At 66.8% G+C, this 17747-nt stretch carries 13 protein-coding genes; 9 read left to right on the forward strand and 4 right to left on the reverse strand.

The features are described from left to right. The first annotated feature begins 100 nt into the window (after positions 1–100). Positions 101–826, forward strand: coding sequence for a TetR family transcriptional regulator (locus ACWETB_RS14640; RefSeq protein WP_449743497.1), 726 nt, complete (start codon positions 101–103; stop codon positions 824–826). On the opposite strand, the gene ACWETB_RS14645 is transcribed toward ACWETB_RS14640, so the two are convergent. Then, a complete protein-coding gene (locus tag ACWETB_RS14645) occupies positions 748–1788 on the reverse strand; it encodes an EamA family transporter (protein ID WP_449743498.1) in 1041 nt (346 codons plus the stop codon). The genes ACWETB_RS14640 and ACWETB_RS14645 overlap by 79 nt on opposite strands. A gap of 39 nt (positions 1789–1827) precedes the next feature. Here ACWETB_RS14645 and ACWETB_RS14650 point away from each other — a divergent pair, with 39 nt between their 5' ends. The 8 genes from ACWETB_RS14650 to ACWETB_RS14685 all read left to right on the forward strand — a co-directional run bounded on the left by ACWETB_RS14650 (position 1828) and on the right by ACWETB_RS14685 (position 13449). Continuing rightward, positions 1828–2382, forward strand: a complete 555-nt coding sequence (locus ACWETB_RS14650) for a CGNR zinc finger domain-containing protein (protein ID WP_449743499.1) — start codon at positions 1828–1830, stop codon at positions 2380–2382. Positions 2383–2426: 44 nt separating this feature from the next. Further along, positions 2427–6002, forward strand: a complete 3576-nt coding sequence (gene mfd, locus ACWETB_RS14655; protein WP_449743500.1) for a transcription-repair coupling factor — start codon at positions 2427–2429, stop codon at positions 6000–6002. A 99-nt stretch (positions 6003–6101) separates the two neighbouring features. Continuing rightward, the gene (locus ACWETB_RS14660) at positions 6102–7079 is read left to right on the forward strand and encodes a MazG family protein (protein ID WP_452211871.1); all 978 of its coding nucleotides are present in this window, start codon (positions 6102–6104) and stop codon (positions 7077–7079) included. A 202-nt stretch (positions 7080–7281) separates the two neighbouring features. Then, positions 7282–8754, forward strand: a complete 1473-nt coding sequence (locus ACWETB_RS14665) for a sulfatase family protein (RefSeq protein WP_452211873.1) — start codon at positions 7282–7284, stop codon at positions 8752–8754. A gap of 120 nt (positions 8755–8874) precedes the next feature. Further along, complete coding sequence (gene stf0, locus ACWETB_RS14670) at positions 8875–9672, forward strand: trehalose 2-sulfotransferase (protein WP_452211875.1); 798 nt, start codon at positions 8875–8877, stop codon at positions 9670–9672. Next, on the forward strand, positions 9669–10634 hold the full coding sequence (gene cysD / locus ACWETB_RS14675) for a sulfate adenylyltransferase subunit CysD (RefSeq protein WP_449743504.1): 966 nt from the start codon (positions 9669–9671) through the stop codon (positions 10632–10634). Before stf0 ends, cysD begins: the two co-directional genes overlap by 4 nt. Beyond that, positions 10634–12538 carry an adenylyl-sulfate kinase gene (cysC, locus tag ACWETB_RS14680; protein WP_452211878.1) on the forward strand — a complete coding sequence of 635 codons (1905 nt, stop codon included), beginning with the start codon at positions 10634–10636 and terminating at the stop codon, positions 12536–12538. The genes cysD and cysC overlap by 1 nt, the downstream gene beginning before the upstream one ends. A 53-nt stretch (positions 12539–12591) precedes the next feature. Then, positions 12592–13449, forward strand: a complete 858-nt coding sequence (locus ACWETB_RS14685; protein ID WP_449743683.1) for a formylglycine-generating enzyme family protein — start codon at positions 12592–12594, stop codon at positions 13447–13449. Between the two features lie 118 nt (positions 13450–13567). Here the strand turns inward: ACWETB_RS14685 and efeB are convergent, their stop codons facing one another. The 3 genes from efeB to efeU are packed head-to-tail and all read right to left on the reverse strand — an operon-like array spanning position 13568 to position 17711. Continuing rightward, the gene (gene efeB, locus ACWETB_RS14690) at positions 13568–14884 is read right to left on the reverse strand and encodes an iron uptake transporter deferrochelatase/peroxidase subunit (protein WP_449743506.1); all 1317 of its coding nucleotides are present in this window, start codon (positions 14882–14884) and stop codon (positions 13568–13570) included. Continuing rightward, positions 14884–16071 (reverse strand): iron uptake system protein EfeO, encoded by a 1188-nt coding sequence (gene efeO, locus ACWETB_RS14695; protein ID WP_452211880.1) that lies wholly within the window; start codon positions 16069–16071, stop codon positions 14884–14886. The genes efeB and efeO overlap by 1 nt, the downstream gene beginning before the upstream one ends. Next, the gene (gene efeU / locus ACWETB_RS14700) at positions 16068–17711 is read right to left on the reverse strand and encodes an iron uptake transporter permease EfeU (RefSeq protein ID WP_452211882.1); all 1644 of its coding nucleotides are present in this window, start codon (positions 17709–17711) and stop codon (positions 16068–16070) included. The genes efeO and efeU overlap by 4 nt, the downstream gene beginning before the upstream one ends. Positions 17712–17747 lie beyond the last annotated feature (36 nt).

Here is a 17747-nt window from a genome sequence, read left to right on the forward strand (position 1 = left end):
ACCCTTGGTGACCTGCGCAGATATCGAAGTGATCACGATCGGCGCAATTTGATTCGGCGTGAACCGATATGTCCGACTTGCCATCGTTATCGTGGACGCCATGGCAGTCAGTCGCCCCACCGACAAGACCGACGAGGTCCGGCGCGCACCACGCGCGCGGATGACCGGTGCGCAGCGTCGCCTGCAGCTCATCGAGGTCGCGCGGGGATTGTTCGCCGAACGCGGATTCGAGGCCACCTCCATCGAGGAGATCGCGCAGCGGGCCGGTGTGTCCAAGCCGATCGTCTACGAACATTTCGGCGGCAAGGAGGGTCTCTACGCGGTGGTGGTGGACCGCGAGATGGAGACGTTGCTGGAGATGGTGACGTCGTCGCTGTCGCGCAACCGCTCGCTGTACCGCATCCAGCAGGTGGCGCTCGCGCTACTCACTTACATGGAGGAACGCACCGACGGCTTCCGCATCCTCGTCCGTGGCGAGAGCACCAGCGCCGGCACCTATTCGAGCCTGCTCAACGATGCGATCAGCCAGGTCGAGCACATCCTGGCGGGCGACTTCGAGCGACGTGGATTCGATCCGAAACTGGCGCCGCTCTATGCCCAGGCGCTCGTCGGCATGGTGTCGGTGACCGCGCAGTGGTGGCTCGATGTCCGGGAACCCTCCAAAGAGGTTGTCGCCGCACACCTGGTGAATCTGTGCTGGAACGGACTGACCCGCCTTGACCCCGATCCGGAGTTGGTGGGACCCGATTACGTTGAACCCGAACGGGCTGGACCAGACCGGGGCGAACCCACCGAGCCCAGCACGGCCGAGGGCCCCGACGACTGAGCGACCGCACGCGGTTCGCCCATCTTGGCCGCGACCACACCGCAGATGATCAGCACTCCACCGAGGATCTGGGCCGGCGCGGGAATCTGGCCGAGCAGTGCCGCCGCCCACACCACGGCGGCGAGCACCTCCAGCAACGCGATCAGCGAGGCGAGTCGCGCACCCAGGCGCCGGGCCGCGCCGATGCCGGTGAGATATGCGGTGGCCGCGGAGATGAGGGCGAGTCCGACCAGCACCGACCAGGCCGGCGCGGCGAATCCGGCGAAATGTGCGGTGGCCTGACCGGCGGTCATCGGTAGCACTCCCACCACCCCGAGCATGCCCAAAAGCAGTGCGGCGAAGATCATTCCGCCGGTTGCCAGCACGGCGGGCGGCAGGTCGTCGTGCTGGTGGGCCGAGATCAGGAAGTAGCCGGCCGCGCCGATCATGGCTCCCACGGCCCAGAGTGCGCCGACCGGATCGATCGATGCCGCGCCGAGGAGATCGAGGACGAGGACGAGACCGACCGCGCAGATTGCGATTCCGGCGACCGCCCACCGGGTCGGCCGCTGCCGGTGGACGGCCCACATCCACCCGACCACGACGACCGGCGCGGTGTACTCGATCAGCAACGCGGGACCGACGTCCATCGTCTGGATCGCCGAGAAATAGCAGAACTGGGCGGCGGCGATGCCGAGCAATCCATACAGTGCGATGGTCTTGCCGTGCGCGCCCAGGATGGAGACGAGCCGGGCCGGACGCAGCTGCGACCAGCCGCCAAGATCGCGCACCGCGAAGGGGATGAGCGCCAGTCCGCCGAGTCCGATACGGATGCCGACCACGGCGCCGGGACTCCACCCGGCCGCCAGCAACGGCGTCGCCAGTGCGCCGGAGATGCCGAAGCTGACCGCGGAGATGACCGCCAGCACCAACCCCGATCTGACCCGGGTGTCGAACGTGGGGTCATTGGTCAATGAGCTCATGACGAATGACGCTAGGGTCCGATTCGGTAATGTGTCAACATGATTTTCGGTGATGACGTGGATCTGGCGCTGCAGGCGGCGGTCACCCTGGCCAACTCGGCGTCGCCGCCGGACACCTTCGAGACGATCGCCGACCTCGACGCGTACTGGGAGCGCTTCGGTTACACCGGCCGACGCGTCGGCGATCGCGCCGAACTCGACAGCGTTAGGGCCATCCGACCGCGTCTGCGGGCGCTGCTGCTGGCCGACCGCGACGACGCCGTCGACCTGGTCAACACGGTCCTACGCCGGCACCGGGCGCTGCCTCAGCTGGTCCGGCACGGGCAGACCGACTGGCATCTGCATGCCATCGACGACGACGCGCCGTTGGCCGAGAGGATCATGGTCGAAACCGCGATGGCGCTGATCGACGTGATCCGTGCCGATGACCTGTCGCGCCTCGCGATCTGCGCCGACGAGGGCTGTGACGCCGTCGTCCTCGACCTGTCCCGCAACCGATCGCGGCGGTACTGCTCCACGGCGTGTACCAACCGCAATGCGGTCGCCGCCTACCGCGCCCGGCAGGGCGATCCCGACGGAGCGCGGCGGGCATGACCACCGGACGCTGACCGCTGACGCCAGGTCTTACAATCGCACGAGTGTCGTCTTCACCCGCCCTCTCCGGACTTGCCGCTCTCACCTGTTCGGATGCCTCGCTCGCCGCGCTCCGTGAACGTTGCGACACCGACCGCCTCGACATCACCGGACCGGACGCCGCGCGCCCCTTCGTCGTCGCCTGTCTCGCAGGGTCGTCGGCACCGCTGCTCGTCGTCTCCGCCAACGGGCGGGAGGCCGACGATCTGACCGCCGAGCTGCGCGAAATGCTCGACGACCCGGACTCGGTCGCGCAGTTCCCGTCCTGGGAGACGCTTCCGCACGAACGGCTCTCGCCCAGCGCCGACACCGTCGGCGCACGACTGGCGGTGCTGCACCGTCTCGCGCAGCCGGGCGAGCATCCGCTGCGTGTGGTGGTGACCACGGTGCGTTCGCTGGTGCAGCCGATGGCACCGGGCCTGGGTGCGGTCCGCACCATCACCCTGCGCGAGGGTATCGAGATCGACTTCGACACCCTTCTGGCCGATCTGGTGGAGATGGCCTACGAGCGCGTCGACATGGTGGGCCGGCGAGGCGAGTTCGCGGTCCGCGGCGGCATCCTCGACGTCTTTCCGACGACCACCGACTATCCGGTGCGCGTGGAGTTCTGGGGTGACGAGATCACCGAGATGCGCGCCTTCTCGGTCGCCGATCAGCGCAGCCAGCCCGAGATCGACACCGCCGAGGTGCAGATCCATCCCTGCCGCGAACTGGTGCTCACCGAACGGGTCCGCCACCGCGCCGCCGACCTCGCCGCGGCGAACACCGGCGACGAGGCACTGGCCGACATGCTGGCCAAACTCGCCGAGGGCATTCCGGTGGAGGGCATGGAAGCGCTCATCCCGGCGCTCGTCGAGGGGCAGATGCAATTGCTCACCGAGGTGATCCCGGACGGCTCACGGGTACTCATCCTCGATCCGGAGAAGGTCCGCACCCGCGCGGGCGACCTCGCGGCCACCGGAGCCGAATTCCTCGAGGCGTCCTGGAACGCGGCCGCCTTAGGCGCCTCTGCGCCCGTCGACAACGTCGGCGGCGCAACCGGAGTCGACCTGCAGGCCAGTGCCTACCGTCCGCTCGACGAGGTGATGGAGGTGACCGTCACCGCAGGTCGCTCCTGGTGGACGATGAGCCCGCTGTCGGCTGGCTTCGGTGACGAGTTCGAACTGGACCTGGTGGCCGGTCCGACGCCACACGGCGGCGAGAAAGAGATCGCGGAGACCTTCGCGATGCTCCGCGCACACGTCGCCACCGGTAAACCCGCCGCAATCGTGGTGGCCGGCAAGGGAACCGCCACCCGCATCGGCGAACGCCTCGCCGACGCCGAGGTGCCGCACTCGATCGCCGAGCCGGGGGACCGGCCCGCCGACGGCGAGGTCACCGTCTACGGCGGCACCCTGCGCCACGGAATCATCTCTGCCTCAGCGGGATTGGTGATCGTCACCGAAACCGACCTGACCGGTTCGCGGGTGGCGGCCGTGCGCGACGGACGACGACTGCCCGCCAAACGACGCAACCAGGTCGATCCGTTGGCCCTGACCGCGGGTGACCTGGTGGTGCACGACCAGCACGGCATCGGCAAGTTCGTGGAGATGATCGAACGCACGGTCTCCGGGGCACGGCGCGAATACCTGGTGCTGGAATACGCCGCGGGCAAACGCGGTCAGCCCGGCGATCGGCTCTACGTCCCGATGGATGCCCTCGACCAGCTGTCCCGGTACGTCGGCGGCGAGCAGCCGTCGCTGTCGAAGCTCGGTGGTTCCGATTGGCAGAACACCAAACGCAAAGCGCGCAAGGCCGTTCGGGAGATCGCCGGTGAGCTCGTGCAACTCTACGCCGCCCGTCACGCCGCCCCCGGGTACGCCTTCAGTCCGGACACCCCGTGGCAGCGGGAGATGGAGGACGCCTTCGACTTCACCGAGACCGTCGATCAGATGACCGTGATCGGTGAGGTCAAGGACGACATGGAAAAGCCCGTTCCGATGGACCGGGTGATCGTCGGCGACGTGGGCTACGGCAAGACCGAGATCGCAGTGCGCGCGGCCTTCAAGGCCGTCCAGGACGGCAAGCAGGTGGCCGTCCTCGTGCCGACAACCATTCTGGCGCAACAACATCTGCAGACCTTTACCGAGCGGATGTCGGGTTTCCCGGTGCGGGTGCGCGGACTGTCACGGTTCACCGACGCCAAGGAATCCAAGGAGATCATCGAGGCGATGGCCGACGGTTCGGTCGACATCGTCATCGGTACCCACCGGCTCCTGCAGACCGGGGTCACCTGGAAGGATCTCGGCCTCGTCATCGTCGACGAGGAACAGCGTTTCGGTGTGGAACACAAGGAGCACATCAAGTCGCTGCGCACCCACGTCGACGTCCTGACCATGTCGGCGACCCCGATCCCGCGCACCCTGGAGATGTCGATGGCCGGCATCCGGGAGATGTCGACGATCCTCACCCCGCCCGAGGAGCGGCATCCGGTGCTCACCTACGTGGGAGGGTATGCGGCCAAGCAGGTGGCCGCGGCCATTCGCCGCGAACTCCTGCGTGACGGGCAGGTCTTCTACGTCCACAACCGTGTCTCCACCATCGACAAGACGGCCAAGGAGATAGCCGACATGGTCCCTGAGGCCAGAGTCGTTGTGGCACATGGCCAGATGAACGAGGATCAGCTCGAACGCACCGTCTCCGGATTCTGGAACCGGGAGTACGACGTGCTGGTGTGCACCACCATCATCGAGACCGGACTCGACATCTCCAACGCGAACACACTCATCGTCGACCGCGCCGAGAATCTCGGTCTGTCGCAACTGCATCAGCTACGCGGCCGGGTGGGACGCAGCCGGGAACGCGGATATGCCTACCTGCTCTACAGTTCCGAGAAGCCGTTGACCGAGACCGCCTACGACCGCCTGGCCACCATCGCCCAGAACAACGAACTCGGCGCGGGAATGGCGGTGGCGCTCAAGGACCTCGAACTGCGCGGAGCCGGAAACGTGCTCGGCGCCGAACAATCCGGTCACGTCGCCGGAGTGGGATTCGACCTGTATGTGCGGCTCGTCGGCGAGGCGGTTGAGGCCTATCGTGCCGCCGCCGACGGTAAACCGGTGACCAGCGAAGAGGTCACCGAGGTGCGTGTCGATCTCCCCGTCGATGCCCACATCCCGGTCGAGTACGTCGACTCCGACCGCCTGCGCCTCGAGGCGTACCGCAAACTCGCCTCGGCATCGGCCGATTCCGAGGTGGACGCGGTGATGAGCGAACTGCTCGACCGCTACGGTGAACCGCCGGAGGAGACCCGCCGCCTCGCCTCCATCGCCAAGCTGCGATTGCGTTGCCGCGAACGCGGTGTTGCCGAACTCGGGGTGGTGGGAACCAACGTCAAGGTGTCGCCGCTGCATCTGCTCGACAGTGAGCAGATACGCCTCAAGCGGCTGTACTCCGCGGCGTCCTATCGTGCGACGACCGGCGTCATCACGCTGCCGATCCCACGGACCGGTGGGGTCGGATCGGCGCGACTGCGCGACGACGAGCTGATCGACTACCTCGTCACCTTCCTGACGCAACTCAAACCCACGCCGGCGCCGTAGCCGATCCTCGGGAGAAACCGCATCGAGATCCCACGTTGTCGGGTGCGCACCGTTTACGGTTGTCGTGTTGTCACATACTCTCCGTGAAAGGTGCCCGCGATGACGGTGGTCCTGCTCGATCCGCTGCGGCCGGACATGATCCCGATCCGCGCGCGTTCGGAGCTGTCCGGAACGGTGTATGTGACCGAGGATGTCCCCACCACGATCCTGTGGGAGCTCGATCACTTCGAGCCGGTCTTCGACGAGACTCCGCTGGGTACCACGCTGCTGTCGACCGATCCGCATCATCGGTTGGTCGCCGCGCGGAGAGCACTCGGTGACACCGTCATCGAGGCGACCCCGCTGGCCGGTGGTGACCTGCTGGCCGCTGTCGCGTTGATGGACACCCTGCGACGCAACGGTCCGTGGGAGTCGCAGCAGACCCACGCCTCGCTGCGGCGCTACCTGCTCGAGGAGGTCTACGAGCTCCTCGACGCCTTCGACTCCGGCGATCAGGCACACCTGCGCGAAGAGCTCGGCGACCTGCTGCTCCAGGTGTTGTTCCATGCGCGTATCGCGGCCGACCATCCGACCGATCCGTTCGACATCGATGCTGTCGCAAGAAGTTTCACTGATAAGGTGACCCGTCGTACTCCCGGGGTGCTGTCCGGGGCGCATAGCGATCTCGAGACACAGATCCGCGAGTGGGAAGAACGTAAGGCCGCCGAGAAGAATCGGGGATCGGTACTCGACGGGATCGCCACCACCGCGCCGGCGCTGGCGCTGACCCAGAAGGTCCTCGAAAGGCTCACCGCCGCTTGCTATCCCGTCGAACGCATCGATCCTGCAGTGCTGACGGTGACCGTGTCCGCCGGAGATGACAGCGTCGAGGCCGCCGCGCGGGCACGCACCCTGGACCTGATGACCCAGGTGCGCGCGGTCGAGGAACAGGCTCGGGCCGACGAGGTCGTCCTCGACACCCGCGAGGCCTGGCTGTCGATCCTCGACGGTACGGCCGTACCGGAACCGGAACCGGAACCACAATTCGAGGATCCGGCCCCGGTCGGCGAGTCGGAGGGCGAACCTCCGGCCGAGTAGTGGCAGCACGCCATCTGCATGCTCAACTCCCAGCCGCGCGGAATGCATGACGTGTAGGTGGGAGTTGCGCGCGCACCGCCGGCACGGTGCACGTTCGGATCACGGTGATTTCAACGTGGTGGCCGTGGCCGGAGGCGGCCTCCGGCACCCGCCCCGCGATACCCCTACGACATGGGAAAATGCGGCCGTGCATCATGGAGGAATGCCTTTCGACACCGCAGGCGACCCCGATGGAGGCACCCGGAGCACCCGCGAGAACGTGATCCTGGTGCACTGGCACGATCTGGGACGCCACCTGAGGTGCTACGGCGCCGACGGCGTCGAGAGCCCCCATCTCGACGCGCTGGCCGCCGAGGGCATCCGGTTCACCGACGCACATGCCACCGCCCCGCTGTGCTCGCCGGCCCGCGGTTCGCTGTTCACCGGCGAATATCCGCACCACAACGGGCTCGTCGGTCTGGCCCATCACGGGTTCGCCTATCGCGACGGCGTGCAGACACTCCCGGCTCTGCTGGGTGGTCACGGGTACCGCACGGTGCTCTTCGGCATGCAGCACGAGAGCGCCGATCCCACCAGCATCGGCTTCGACTCGGTGGACGTCTCCGACTCACGGTGTGACTACGTCGTCGGCGAATCGCAGTGGTGGCTGCGCCGTCACGTCGAGGCCGGCGGAAACCGGCCGTTCCTGTTGACGGCCGGGTTCTTTGAGACGCACCGTCCCTACCTCGACGACGAGTACGCACCCGCCGACACCACCGACATCGAGGTGCCCGGGTTCCTTCCCGACACCGACGACGTCCGCGACGACCTCGCCGGTCTGCACGGCAGCATCACCAAGGCCGACGCCGCGGTGGGGCGACTGCTCGCCACCGTCGATGACCTCGGCTTGGCCGAGAATACCTGGATCGTCTTCGTGACCGACCACGGTCTGGCGTTTCCGCGTGCCAAGTCCACGCTCTACGCCGAGGGGACCGGCGTCGCCCTGATCGTCCGGCCGCCGCGGGCCCGCGGTATCGCCCCGCGGATCTATGACGACCTGTTCTCCGGGGTCGATCTCACGCCGACCATTCTCGACCTGCTCGGGATGGACCTGCCCGACACGGTCGACGGTGACTCCCACGCCGCGGAGTTGACGGACGCTTCCGACGGTGCGGTGCGTGAGGAGGTCTTCACCGAGAAGACCTATCACGACGCCTACGACCCGATCCGGGCCGTGCGGACCAAGACGCACAGCTACATAGAGAATTACGCGCACCGTCCCGAGTTGTTGCTGCCACTCGACATCGCCGACAGTCTCTCCGCACGATCCCTCGAGCCGGCTATCACTGTCCGGGACCGCGCGCATATCGAACTCTACGATCTGGTTTCCGATCCGTATGAGCAAAAGAACGTCGCCGACGACCCCGAGTACGCCGAGATCCGCGCCGACCTCGAGGCGCGTCTTGCCCGGTGGCGCAGTACCACCGGCGACGCACTGCCCCCGGAGGCGGAGGGAACCGCGGTCGCCGAAGCGTTCATGGCGGTCTTCAACGCGAAGACCGAGGCCGGAGACCCTGCCGAGGAGGCACTTCCGTCGCGGCGGCCGCTCGGCGAACGCCGCGAGCTCAGTGGCGATCTCACCTCCGGTGAGGGCGACGTGGTTCGCACATCACGATCGGCGGGCGCCACGCACTGACCGACGGACCGGCGGCGTGCGGTCGGGCCCGCACGACTGGCCCGTCCTGTCAATACTTTGCCGCGCGTTGGCCGTAAAATCCCAGGTTGCGGGCGGTTTCGTGGTGGCTACACTGAGCCGGTGTCCAGCCAGAACTACCTCGTCTGCGCCAGTCAGCGCAGTGGGAGCACGCTGCTCGTCGAGTCTCTCGCCGCCACCGGTGTGGCCGGGACCCCCGAGGAGTTCTTCCAGTACCTCTCGTCGTCCTCACTGTCCCCGCAGCCACGCGAATGGTTTGCCGGAGTGACGGATTCGACGATCCTGGATCTGCTCGACGAGGTGGACCCGGGTGAGGTCGACACCCGCGACTTCGATCGGTGGCGCACCGATGTGCTCGAGGCCGGCCGAACTCCGAACGGCGTCTGGGGCGGCAAACTGATGTGGAATCAGACGCCACTTCTGATCGCGCGGACCCGCGTCGCATCCGGGTCCCTGCGCACAGCCATCCGTGAACTGCTCGGCGACGATCCGCTTTTCGTCCATGTGTACCGTGACGATATTGTGCCGCAGGCAGTTTCGATGTGGCGTGCGGTACAGACCCGGGTGTGGCGTGACGGCCACGGCCCGCATTTCGAGGCCGGCCGTGACGAGAGGGCGCAATACGACGCCGAGGGCATAGCGCACCTGGCGGCCATCCTGTCCGATCAGGAGCGGCAGTGGCGACGCTGGTTCGCCGAGGAACAAATCAAGGCCATCGACATCGAGTTCGGGGAGTTGGTCAAGGATCCTCAGGGCACCACGGCCACGGTACTCGAAGCCCTGCACCTCGATCCCGGACTCGCGCCACCACCACCTCTCAAACCCCAGTCCAATGCGCGATCCAGGGAATGGGTTACGCGCTATCGTGCCGACGCGGAACAGAACGGATATCCACTATGACCGCCGAACTCACCGACCAGCCGACACCGCTAGCCGCGTCGGAATTCGATCATGTTGCCGCACTGCGCATCCTGGAGTCGGAATCCGTTCACATCATCCGTGAGGTGGCCGCCGAACTCGAGCGTCCGGTGTTGCTGTTCTCCGGCGGCAAGGACTCCATCGTCCTGTTGCGATTGGCGGAGAAGGCATTTCGGCCGAGCCCGCTGCCGTTCCCGATTCTGCATGTGGACACCGGCCACAACTTCGACGAGGTGATCGAGTTCCGGGACCGACGGGTGGCGCCGACCGAGGAGAATCCCGCCGGCATCAAACTGATCGTGGCATCGGTTCCCGATGCGATCGCCGCCGGCCGGATCGCCGAATCGACCGATCCGTCCGGATCACGCAACCGGCTGCAGACCCGGGTGCTGCTCGATGCGTTGGAGGAAGGAGGATTCGACGCCGCCTTCGGCGGTGCGCGTCGTGACGAGGACCGCGCCCGCGCCAAGGAACGGGTGTTCAGCTTCCGTGACGAATTCGGTCAGTGGGATCCGCGGGCGCAACGCCCGGAACCGTGGTCGCTGTACAACGGCCGCATCCGGAAAGGGGAGTCGGTCCGCGTCTTCCCGCTGTCGAACTGGACCGAGACCGATATCTGGCGTTACATCGAACTCGAGCAACTCGACCTGCCGTCCATCTATTACGCCGCCGAGCGTGAGGTATTCGACCGGGACGGCATTCTCCTTGCGGTGTCCGAGTTCTCGCAGCCGGGCGCGACCGACGAGGTGAGCACCGAATGGGTGCGTTACCGCACCGTCGGTGATCTGACGATCACCGGGGCGGTGCGGTCACGCGCCACCAGTATTCCCGACATCATCGCCGAGATCAGCGAGGCGACCGTCTCCGAACGCGGCGAGACCCGCGCCGACGACCGAACATCATCGGCCGCCATGGAAGACCGTAAACGAGAGGGCTACTTCTGATGAGCACCGCAGTCGCACCGCCCCATCGGCCGACCACCAACCGGCAGATCCTGCGCCTGGCAACGGCCGGCAGCGTCGACGACGGCAAGTCGACACTGATCGGCCGACTACTCCACGACACCGGAAGCCTGCCCACCGATCACCTCGCCGGCGTGACCTCCGACGACGGTGACGTCGACCTGGCGGCACTGTCAGACGGACTGCGCGCCGAGCGGGAGCAGGGCATCACCATCGATGTCGCCTACCGCTTCTTCTCCAGCGACACACGCAGTTACGTCCTCGCCGACACACCCGGTCACGAGCGCTACACCCGCAACACCTTCACCGGTGCCTCCAATGCGCACGTCGCGGTCCTGCTCGTCGACGCCCGAAAAGGATTGCAGCGTCAGACCCGTCGCCACGCGCGGATCGCCACCCTCGTCGGCGTCCCGCACGTGATCGCCGCTGTCAACAAGATCGACCTGGTCGACTTCTCCCAGGAACGATTCGACGAGTTGCAGGCAGACCTCACCGAACTCGCCGTCCAGCTCGGGATCGGTGAGATTCTCGCGATCCCGGTGGCCGCCAAGATCGGCGACAACGTCGTGCACCGCTCGTCCCACACCCCGTGGTACGCCGGTCCGACCCTGCTGGAGTACCTGGAATCGGTGGAGCTGCAGGCACCGTCGCCGCAACCGCGTGAACTCCGCCTGCCGGTGCAGTGGGTGTCGCGACCCGGTCCCGACGGTAAACGTAACTACACCGGGCGCGTGGCCGCCGGCACCCTCGCCGTCGGCGATCCGGTGACGGTGTTGCCGTCCGGTTCGCACAGCGTCGTCACCGCACTGGACACCCTCGATCCGCTGCGCGACGTCGCGGTGGCGGGGCTGTCGGTGTCGGTGCAACTCGCCGACGAGATCGACATCGGCCGCGGTGATGTCCTCATCAGCGGCGCCGAGGATGCGCATCGGCCGGTGCCGGCGCGCGAGTTGTCCGCCACGCTGTGCTGGCTGTCGGAGGCGCCGCTGCATGCTGGCGATCGGGTTGCGCTCAAGCAGGGCGCACACACGATCCGCGCCACCGTAGGGTCGCTCGAACGCCGCCTCGACCCGGAGTCGCTCCTCGAGGTCGTCGGACCAACGGAGCTGGGCCTCAACGACATCGGCACCGTCACGCTGCGTACCTCGTCGATCGTGGTGGCCGACCGCTACATCGAGAACCGGGACACCGGCGCCTTCATCCTGATCGATGAATCCTCCAACGACACCGTCGGTGCCGGCACCATTCTCGAACCGCGAGAGGTCATCCCCGGCAAGGCCACCCGCAACGACATCAAGTGGCACCCCAGTTCACTCAACCGCTCGGAACGGTGGGCCAAGACCGGACTGCGGGGCGCCACGGTGTGGCTGACCGGACTGCCGGCCTCGGGGAAGTCGACGGTGGCCGTTGCGCTGGAAAGAGAACTGGTCAACCGGGCGCGGGTGGCCTATCTGGTCGACGGTGACAACATCCGGCACGGTATTTCCGATGACCTTGGCTTTTCGCCGGGGGACCGGGCCGAGAACATCCGCCGGGTAGGTCATCTCGCCCGCCTGTTCGCCGACGCCGGGGTCATCGCGATCGCGTCGATGGTCTCGCCCTTGCATTCCGATCGGGAGATCGCGCGGGAACTGCACCACGCCGCCGACCTGGACTTCATCGAGGTGCACGTGTCCACACCGGTCGGCGAATGTGAACGTCGCGACCCGAAGGGGTTGTACGCGCGAGCCCGGCGTGGTGAGCTCAAGGGTCTCACCGGTATCGACGCACCGTACGAGAAGCCGCTGAATCCGGACCTGCGATTCGACACCACCGGAGCCGACATCGACGAACTCGCCGGTCGGGTGCTGGCGCTGCTGGCGCAACGGGGCATCATCGAGGAGTGAATTGTTGCCAGCCGGAACGTGACGCCCGACGCGAGGGGGACTCCGCGGTAGGTGTGCCCGCGTCCGGCGGCAAACATGCGATCGAGTCCGTGGCCATTGCGGCGGGCGAATTCGCCATGGGTGACGCGTTCGACGAGGGGTACCGCACCGACGGCGAGACCCCGGTTCACCGAGTGACGCTGAGCGCGTTCGAGATCGACATCATCACCGTCACCAACGAGGCGTTCGGCGTCTTCGTCGCCGACACCGGGCACATCACCGACGCGCAACGATTCGGCTCGTCGGCGGTGTTCGCCGGGCACGTGTCGGGGGAGGCCGGTGTCCGGATCGCCGGCACCCCCTGGTGGATCGACGTCCCCGGCGCCACCTGGGATCACCCGTTCGGACCCGGCAGCGACCTCGCCGGTCGTGCCGATCACCCGGTGGTGCATGTCTCCCATCGGGATGCGCTCGCGTACTGCGCGTGGGCCGGACGTGCACTGCCCACGGAGTCGCAGTGGGAGTACGCCGCGCGGGGTGGGATCGATGGCGCCCGGTTTCCGTGGGGAGACGAGCACCCGACGCCAGATGATCCGCAGTGCAACATCTTTCCGGGAGAGTTCCCCGACGATCCCGTCGGCCCGGTCGGGACGATGCCCGTCACGTCGTTCGCGCCCAACGGATTCGGCCTGTACCAGATGGCCGGTAACGTCTGGGAATGGTGCGCCGATCGGTTCAGTGCGCGGGCCTATCGAACGGCGCCGGCCGACGATCCGATCGGCTCCGAACGCGGACGGTCCCGCGTCCTGCGCGGCGGCAGTCACCTCTGCCACGACTCCTACTGCTACCGCTATCGGGTGGCGGCACGCTCACACAACACTCCCGAAACATCCACGGGCAACATCGGTTTCCGTACCGTCGGCCTCACCTAGCCCGTCGAGTGGGCGCCGTTTCGCGTCGAGTGTGCGCCCATCCACGTCGAGTGTGCGCACTTTCCCCTCGAGTGGGCGCCGCGGTATTCGACTGTGCCGCAATGGGAATCCGATTCGCTCAGCCCCGGTACCCCAGCATCGTCTTGCCATACCAATCGCCGATCTCCTTCAGACCAGGCGGCACCGCCCACAGTGAACTCGAGATCGGGGAGATGTACTCGTTCAGCGCATCCTGGGCGAGGTTGTTCTGGATTCGCGCGAACTGATCGTGTGCGTTCTTCTGGTAGGCCATGAAGAACAACCCCGCGGCGAGTGTTCCGGTGCGCGTGTCGATGCCGTCGGTGTAGTTGTAACCGCGACGCAGGATCTGGGCTCCGCCGTTGCTGTCCGGGTGGGCGAGACGAACGTGGGAGAAGCGGTCGATCTTCGTCTGGCCCGAACTGTCCTTGACCGCGAAGTTGAGGTCGGTGAACTCCTCACCGCCCGACAGTGGCGCACCGGAATCCTTGATACGACCGAAGATCCGCTCCTGGTCGGAGATGTCATCGGAGTCCCACGCCTCGATGTGCATCCGGATCTTGCGGGTGACGAGGTAGCTGCCGCCGGTCATCCAGGCCTGATCGGTCTCGTCGCCCACCCACACCCACTGGTCGGCGACGGCCGGTTCCTCGGCCTTGATGTTGGCGGTACCGTCCTTGAATCCCAACAGGTTTCGGGGTGTGACCTGGGATGTGGTGGTGGCCGACGCGCGGCCGAAACCCTCCTGCAGCCAACGCAGCGTGACCACGTTGCGGCCGATCCGCGCGAGATTGCGCACGGCGTGGAAGGCGACCTGCGGATCCTCCGAGCACGCCTGGATGCAGATGTCACCACCGCTGATCGTGGGGTCGATGGTGGTGTCGACGGCCAACTGCCCCAACGGTTTCAGGGCGGCCGGCATTTTCGATTGCAGGCCGAGTCGGTCATCGAACAGGGTCGGCCCGAAGCCGACGGTCACCGTCAGCAGGTTCGGTCCGAGGTCGAAGGCCTCGCCGGTGTCGGCGGGCGGCGACTGGGGTCGGGATTCAACCGGCCCGACCGGTTTGCCCTCGACGAGCAGACTGGCCGCCGCCGCCCACCGCGCCAGCATCACCTCGAGGGTGTCGACGGTGACGGTGTCCTTCAGGTCGAAAGCCGCGAACACCAACGAATTCTGTTGACGGGTGATGATTCCGGCCTGATGCGGACCGTAGAACGGTACCGACTGGTCGGCGGTGTCCACCGAATCGTCGGCGGTCAGCGCATAGGTGATCCCGGCGCCGGCGGCCCCGCCGACCGCCAGGCCCGCACCCGCGATCCCCGCGCCGGTGAGGAAGCCGCGACGGTTCACACCGCGACGGCTCTCCCCGGTGCGTGGTTCGGCGGGCGTGGGCTCTGGCGTGTCGGCGGTACTCATCAGCTGGCAGCGGCGATCTTGCCACCGGCCTGCGCCAGCGGATCCTTGACGGCGATGATGGCCGCGGCCATTTCCCGCTTCTGCTCCTCGGTCACCTGGTCGAACGGCTTGAATCCGCCGGGCGCGTTGGGGTCACGGAAGGAGTCGACGAGGTCGTCGACCTTGTCGAAGGCCTGCTGGATGGTCGTCGTCAACTGCGGATCGATCTGGTTGAGAGCCGGTTTGACGATGGCGAAGGCCTGCTGACTGCCCTCGATGTTGGCCTGCATGTCGACGAAGTCGATGTGGCTGTACGCCTCTTCCTCGCCGGTCAGCTTGGTGGTCGACACCTCGTCGAGCAGATCGCCGGCACCGTTGATGATGTCGGCGGGCTTGACCTCGAAGCTCGGCTCGTTGACCAGTCGCTGCAGATCCTTGACGTTGGTCAGCAGCGTCTGGGACACCGGCGCCATGCCGTCGAGGTTGCCGGCCTCCCACAGCTGCTTCTCGATGACGTGGAAGCCCTCCCACGTGTCTCCGGGACCGACGGCGTCCGGACGTGCGTCGATGGCCACGTCGAGGTTGACGGCGTTGTCGGTGGAGCAGTCGGCGGCACCGTTGGCGCAGAAGGTGCCGGCGATCGGCTCGATGCGTTCGTAGTACGGTCGCGCCTTGATGTAGGCATCCTTGGCGGCGTTGACATCTCCGGCCTGCACCGCGGTGTTGAGTGCCTCGGTGGCGGTGACCAGACTGTTCACCTGGGTGATGACGTACTGCTTGTATTCGGCGGCGGCAGCGTTGAGCTGATCGGCGACGGTACCGGATGCCTGCGCCGCCTGACCGGTCACCGTGAAGGTGGTCTTCTCCGTGGTCGCACCGGGGCAGTAGATCTCGTAGGTGCCGCCATCGAGCTTGTGGGAGAACGACGTTGCGGCCATTCCGGGTGCGATGTTCTCGCGTTCGGCGAGGATCCTGCCGTCCTGGAGGAGTTCGACCTCGCTGACGGCGGCGGCGTTGGTGTTCTTGATCTCGAAGGTGATCGGGCCGGCCTCGACCTTGTCCGGAGTCACCGTGCAGCCGTCGTTGGTCATCTCGACCGTGACGGTCTTGGCCTCGCTCGACGAATCGTCGTCGCTGCTGCTGCAGGCGGCGACGCCGGCGAGGGCCACCACAGACGCTCCTGTGGCGACGAGTCGCATTGCCTTCATCGGGTGTGCTCCTTTTCCTCCAACGGCGCCACGGTAGCGGCCGGGTCTTGGGTTCTTCGTCTGCCGACGAACAGTAGGGCGGCTGCCACCAGCGCGAGGACGGCGGCGATGACGGTGAGTGTCAACGGGATTCGCACGCCTTGCGATTGGTGATCGAGGCGCTGCGCGTGAGCGCTGCCGAGGGCGGTGAGTTCGACGGCGGTGGGCTCATGACTCACGGTGACGGTCCCGACCTTGCCCAAAACCGTTGCGGCGCCGTGCTCCGGGGTGGCCGTGGCGGTGATCGCATAGGTCACCTGGGCGGCCAGCGGTCGATGGAAGTACGGGTCCACCGAGACGGTCACGCTCGCGGTCACCGCGTACACGACCGGAGCGGACGTACCGAATTTCTGCGTGTCGAGGCCGACCGGGATGCGGCCGTTGTTGGCGGCGATGACCTGGGCAAGGGTCACGGTGGGGGGCGCACCGGTCACCAGGGTGTCGATCGGGATGTCGGGGCTGATCACCTGGGTGTAGCCCGGTGCGGTCACGGTGCCGAATGTCGTCGGGGCGATCGCAGTGAGTCGGGGCATCGGCGTGGTCACATCATCGGACTGCAGGGAACCGGTGGCCGACTCGGCGGTGACGTCGTCGACGCCGACCGAGACACCATCGGGTGTCCGCATCGTGGTGCCGGCGAGGATTCCGCTGGTGGTGGGCGCCTGGGTGACGGACATGGCCAATGTGGCCGACGGCAACGACGGCGTGGCGGGCGCGGTCAGGAACACGACCAGCGCCGCGACGGCGGCAAGCGCAGCGAAAGCGGCCGATACCAGGCCGACCCGACGATGAGGGAACGGTTTTCCGGCCGGCCACAACACGATCGCACCGACGATCGCCACGTAGAGCACCCAGCCGACGACCTCGATCAGCACCGGCTTGGGTTGCAACCCGAGCACACCGGTCAGCAGCGACGACTGCACCGAACCCGGCCGTACCAGCCAACTCAGATCGAGGACCTGCTGCTGGCCGGCGTCGAGCCAGCCGGCCTCGTGCGCGGTGTGCAGGGCCGTCATCACCAGGCCGGCCGCGACCAGGACGAGCAGTAGGCCGGTGACCTTGAAGAAGCGTGCCAGGTTGATCCGGACGCCACCGCGGTAGATGCCGTAGCCGAGCGCGATGGCGATCCCGATGCCGATGATGGCGCCCGCCGCCGAGGGCACCGCGTTCCCGCTGGCGTTGAAAGCGGCGACCAAAAAGACGGCGGTTTCCAGCCCTTCCCGCAACACCGCGAGAAACGCCATCAGCACGAACGCCGTCGCCGAACCATCGGCCATCGCGTCGGAGGCGGCAGACTCCAAGTCTCCCTTGAGGTCTCGTGAATGCTCACGCATCCACACGATCATGTAGGTGACCATCGCGACGGCGATCACCCCGATGACGGTCTCCAGTGCCTCCTGCTGGCGTTGGGGGAGATCGCGGGAGAGGACTTCGAGGCCGATGGCCACGGCGACGCAGATGGTGACGGCCACGCCGACGCCCACCCACATCCAGCGCAGGGCGTCGGTGCGGTTCTGCCGGCGCAGGAACGCCGCGATGATGCCGACGATGAGGGCGGCCTCCAGGCCCTCGCGGAGTCCGATGATCAGTGTTGCGAGCACGGCCACCCCATCCGGGTCGGGCCGGAAATGCCGGAT

It is taken from the genome of Gordonia sp. NPDC003950, assembly GCF_053605205.1.

Coding starts and splice junctions, on each gene's coding strand:
- ACWETB_RS14640 (WP_449743497.1), top strand. CDS start 101: ATGGCAGTCAGTCGCCCCACCGACAAGACCGACGAGGTCCGGCGCGCA.
- ACWETB_RS14645 (WP_449743498.1), bottom strand. CDS start 1,788: ATGAGCTCATTGACCAATGACCCCACGTTCGACACCCGGGTCAGATCG.
- ACWETB_RS14650 (WP_449743499.1), top strand. CDS start 1,828: ATGATTTTCGGTGATGACGTGGATCTGGCGCTGCAGGCGGCGGTCACC.
- ACWETB_RS14660 (WP_452211871.1), top strand. CDS start 6,102: ATGACGGTGGTCCTGCTCGATCCGCTGCGGCCGGACATGATCCCGATC.
- ACWETB_RS14665 (WP_452211873.1), top strand. CDS start 7,282: ATGCCTTTCGACACCGCAGGCGACCCCGATGGAGGCACCCGGAGCACC.
- cysD (WP_449743504.1), top strand. CDS start 9,669: ATGACCGCCGAACTCACCGACCAGCCGACACCGCTAGCCGCGTCGGAA.
- cysC (WP_452211878.1), top strand. CDS start 10,634: ATGAGCACCGCAGTCGCACCGCCCCATCGGCCGACCACCAACCGGCAG.
- efeB (WP_449743506.1), bottom strand. CDS start 14,884: ATGAGTACCGCCGACACGCCAGAGCCCACGCCCGCCGAACCACGCACC.
- efeO (WP_452211880.1), bottom strand. CDS start 16,071: ATGAAGGCAATGCGACTCGTCGCCACAGGAGCGTCTGTGGTGGCCCTC.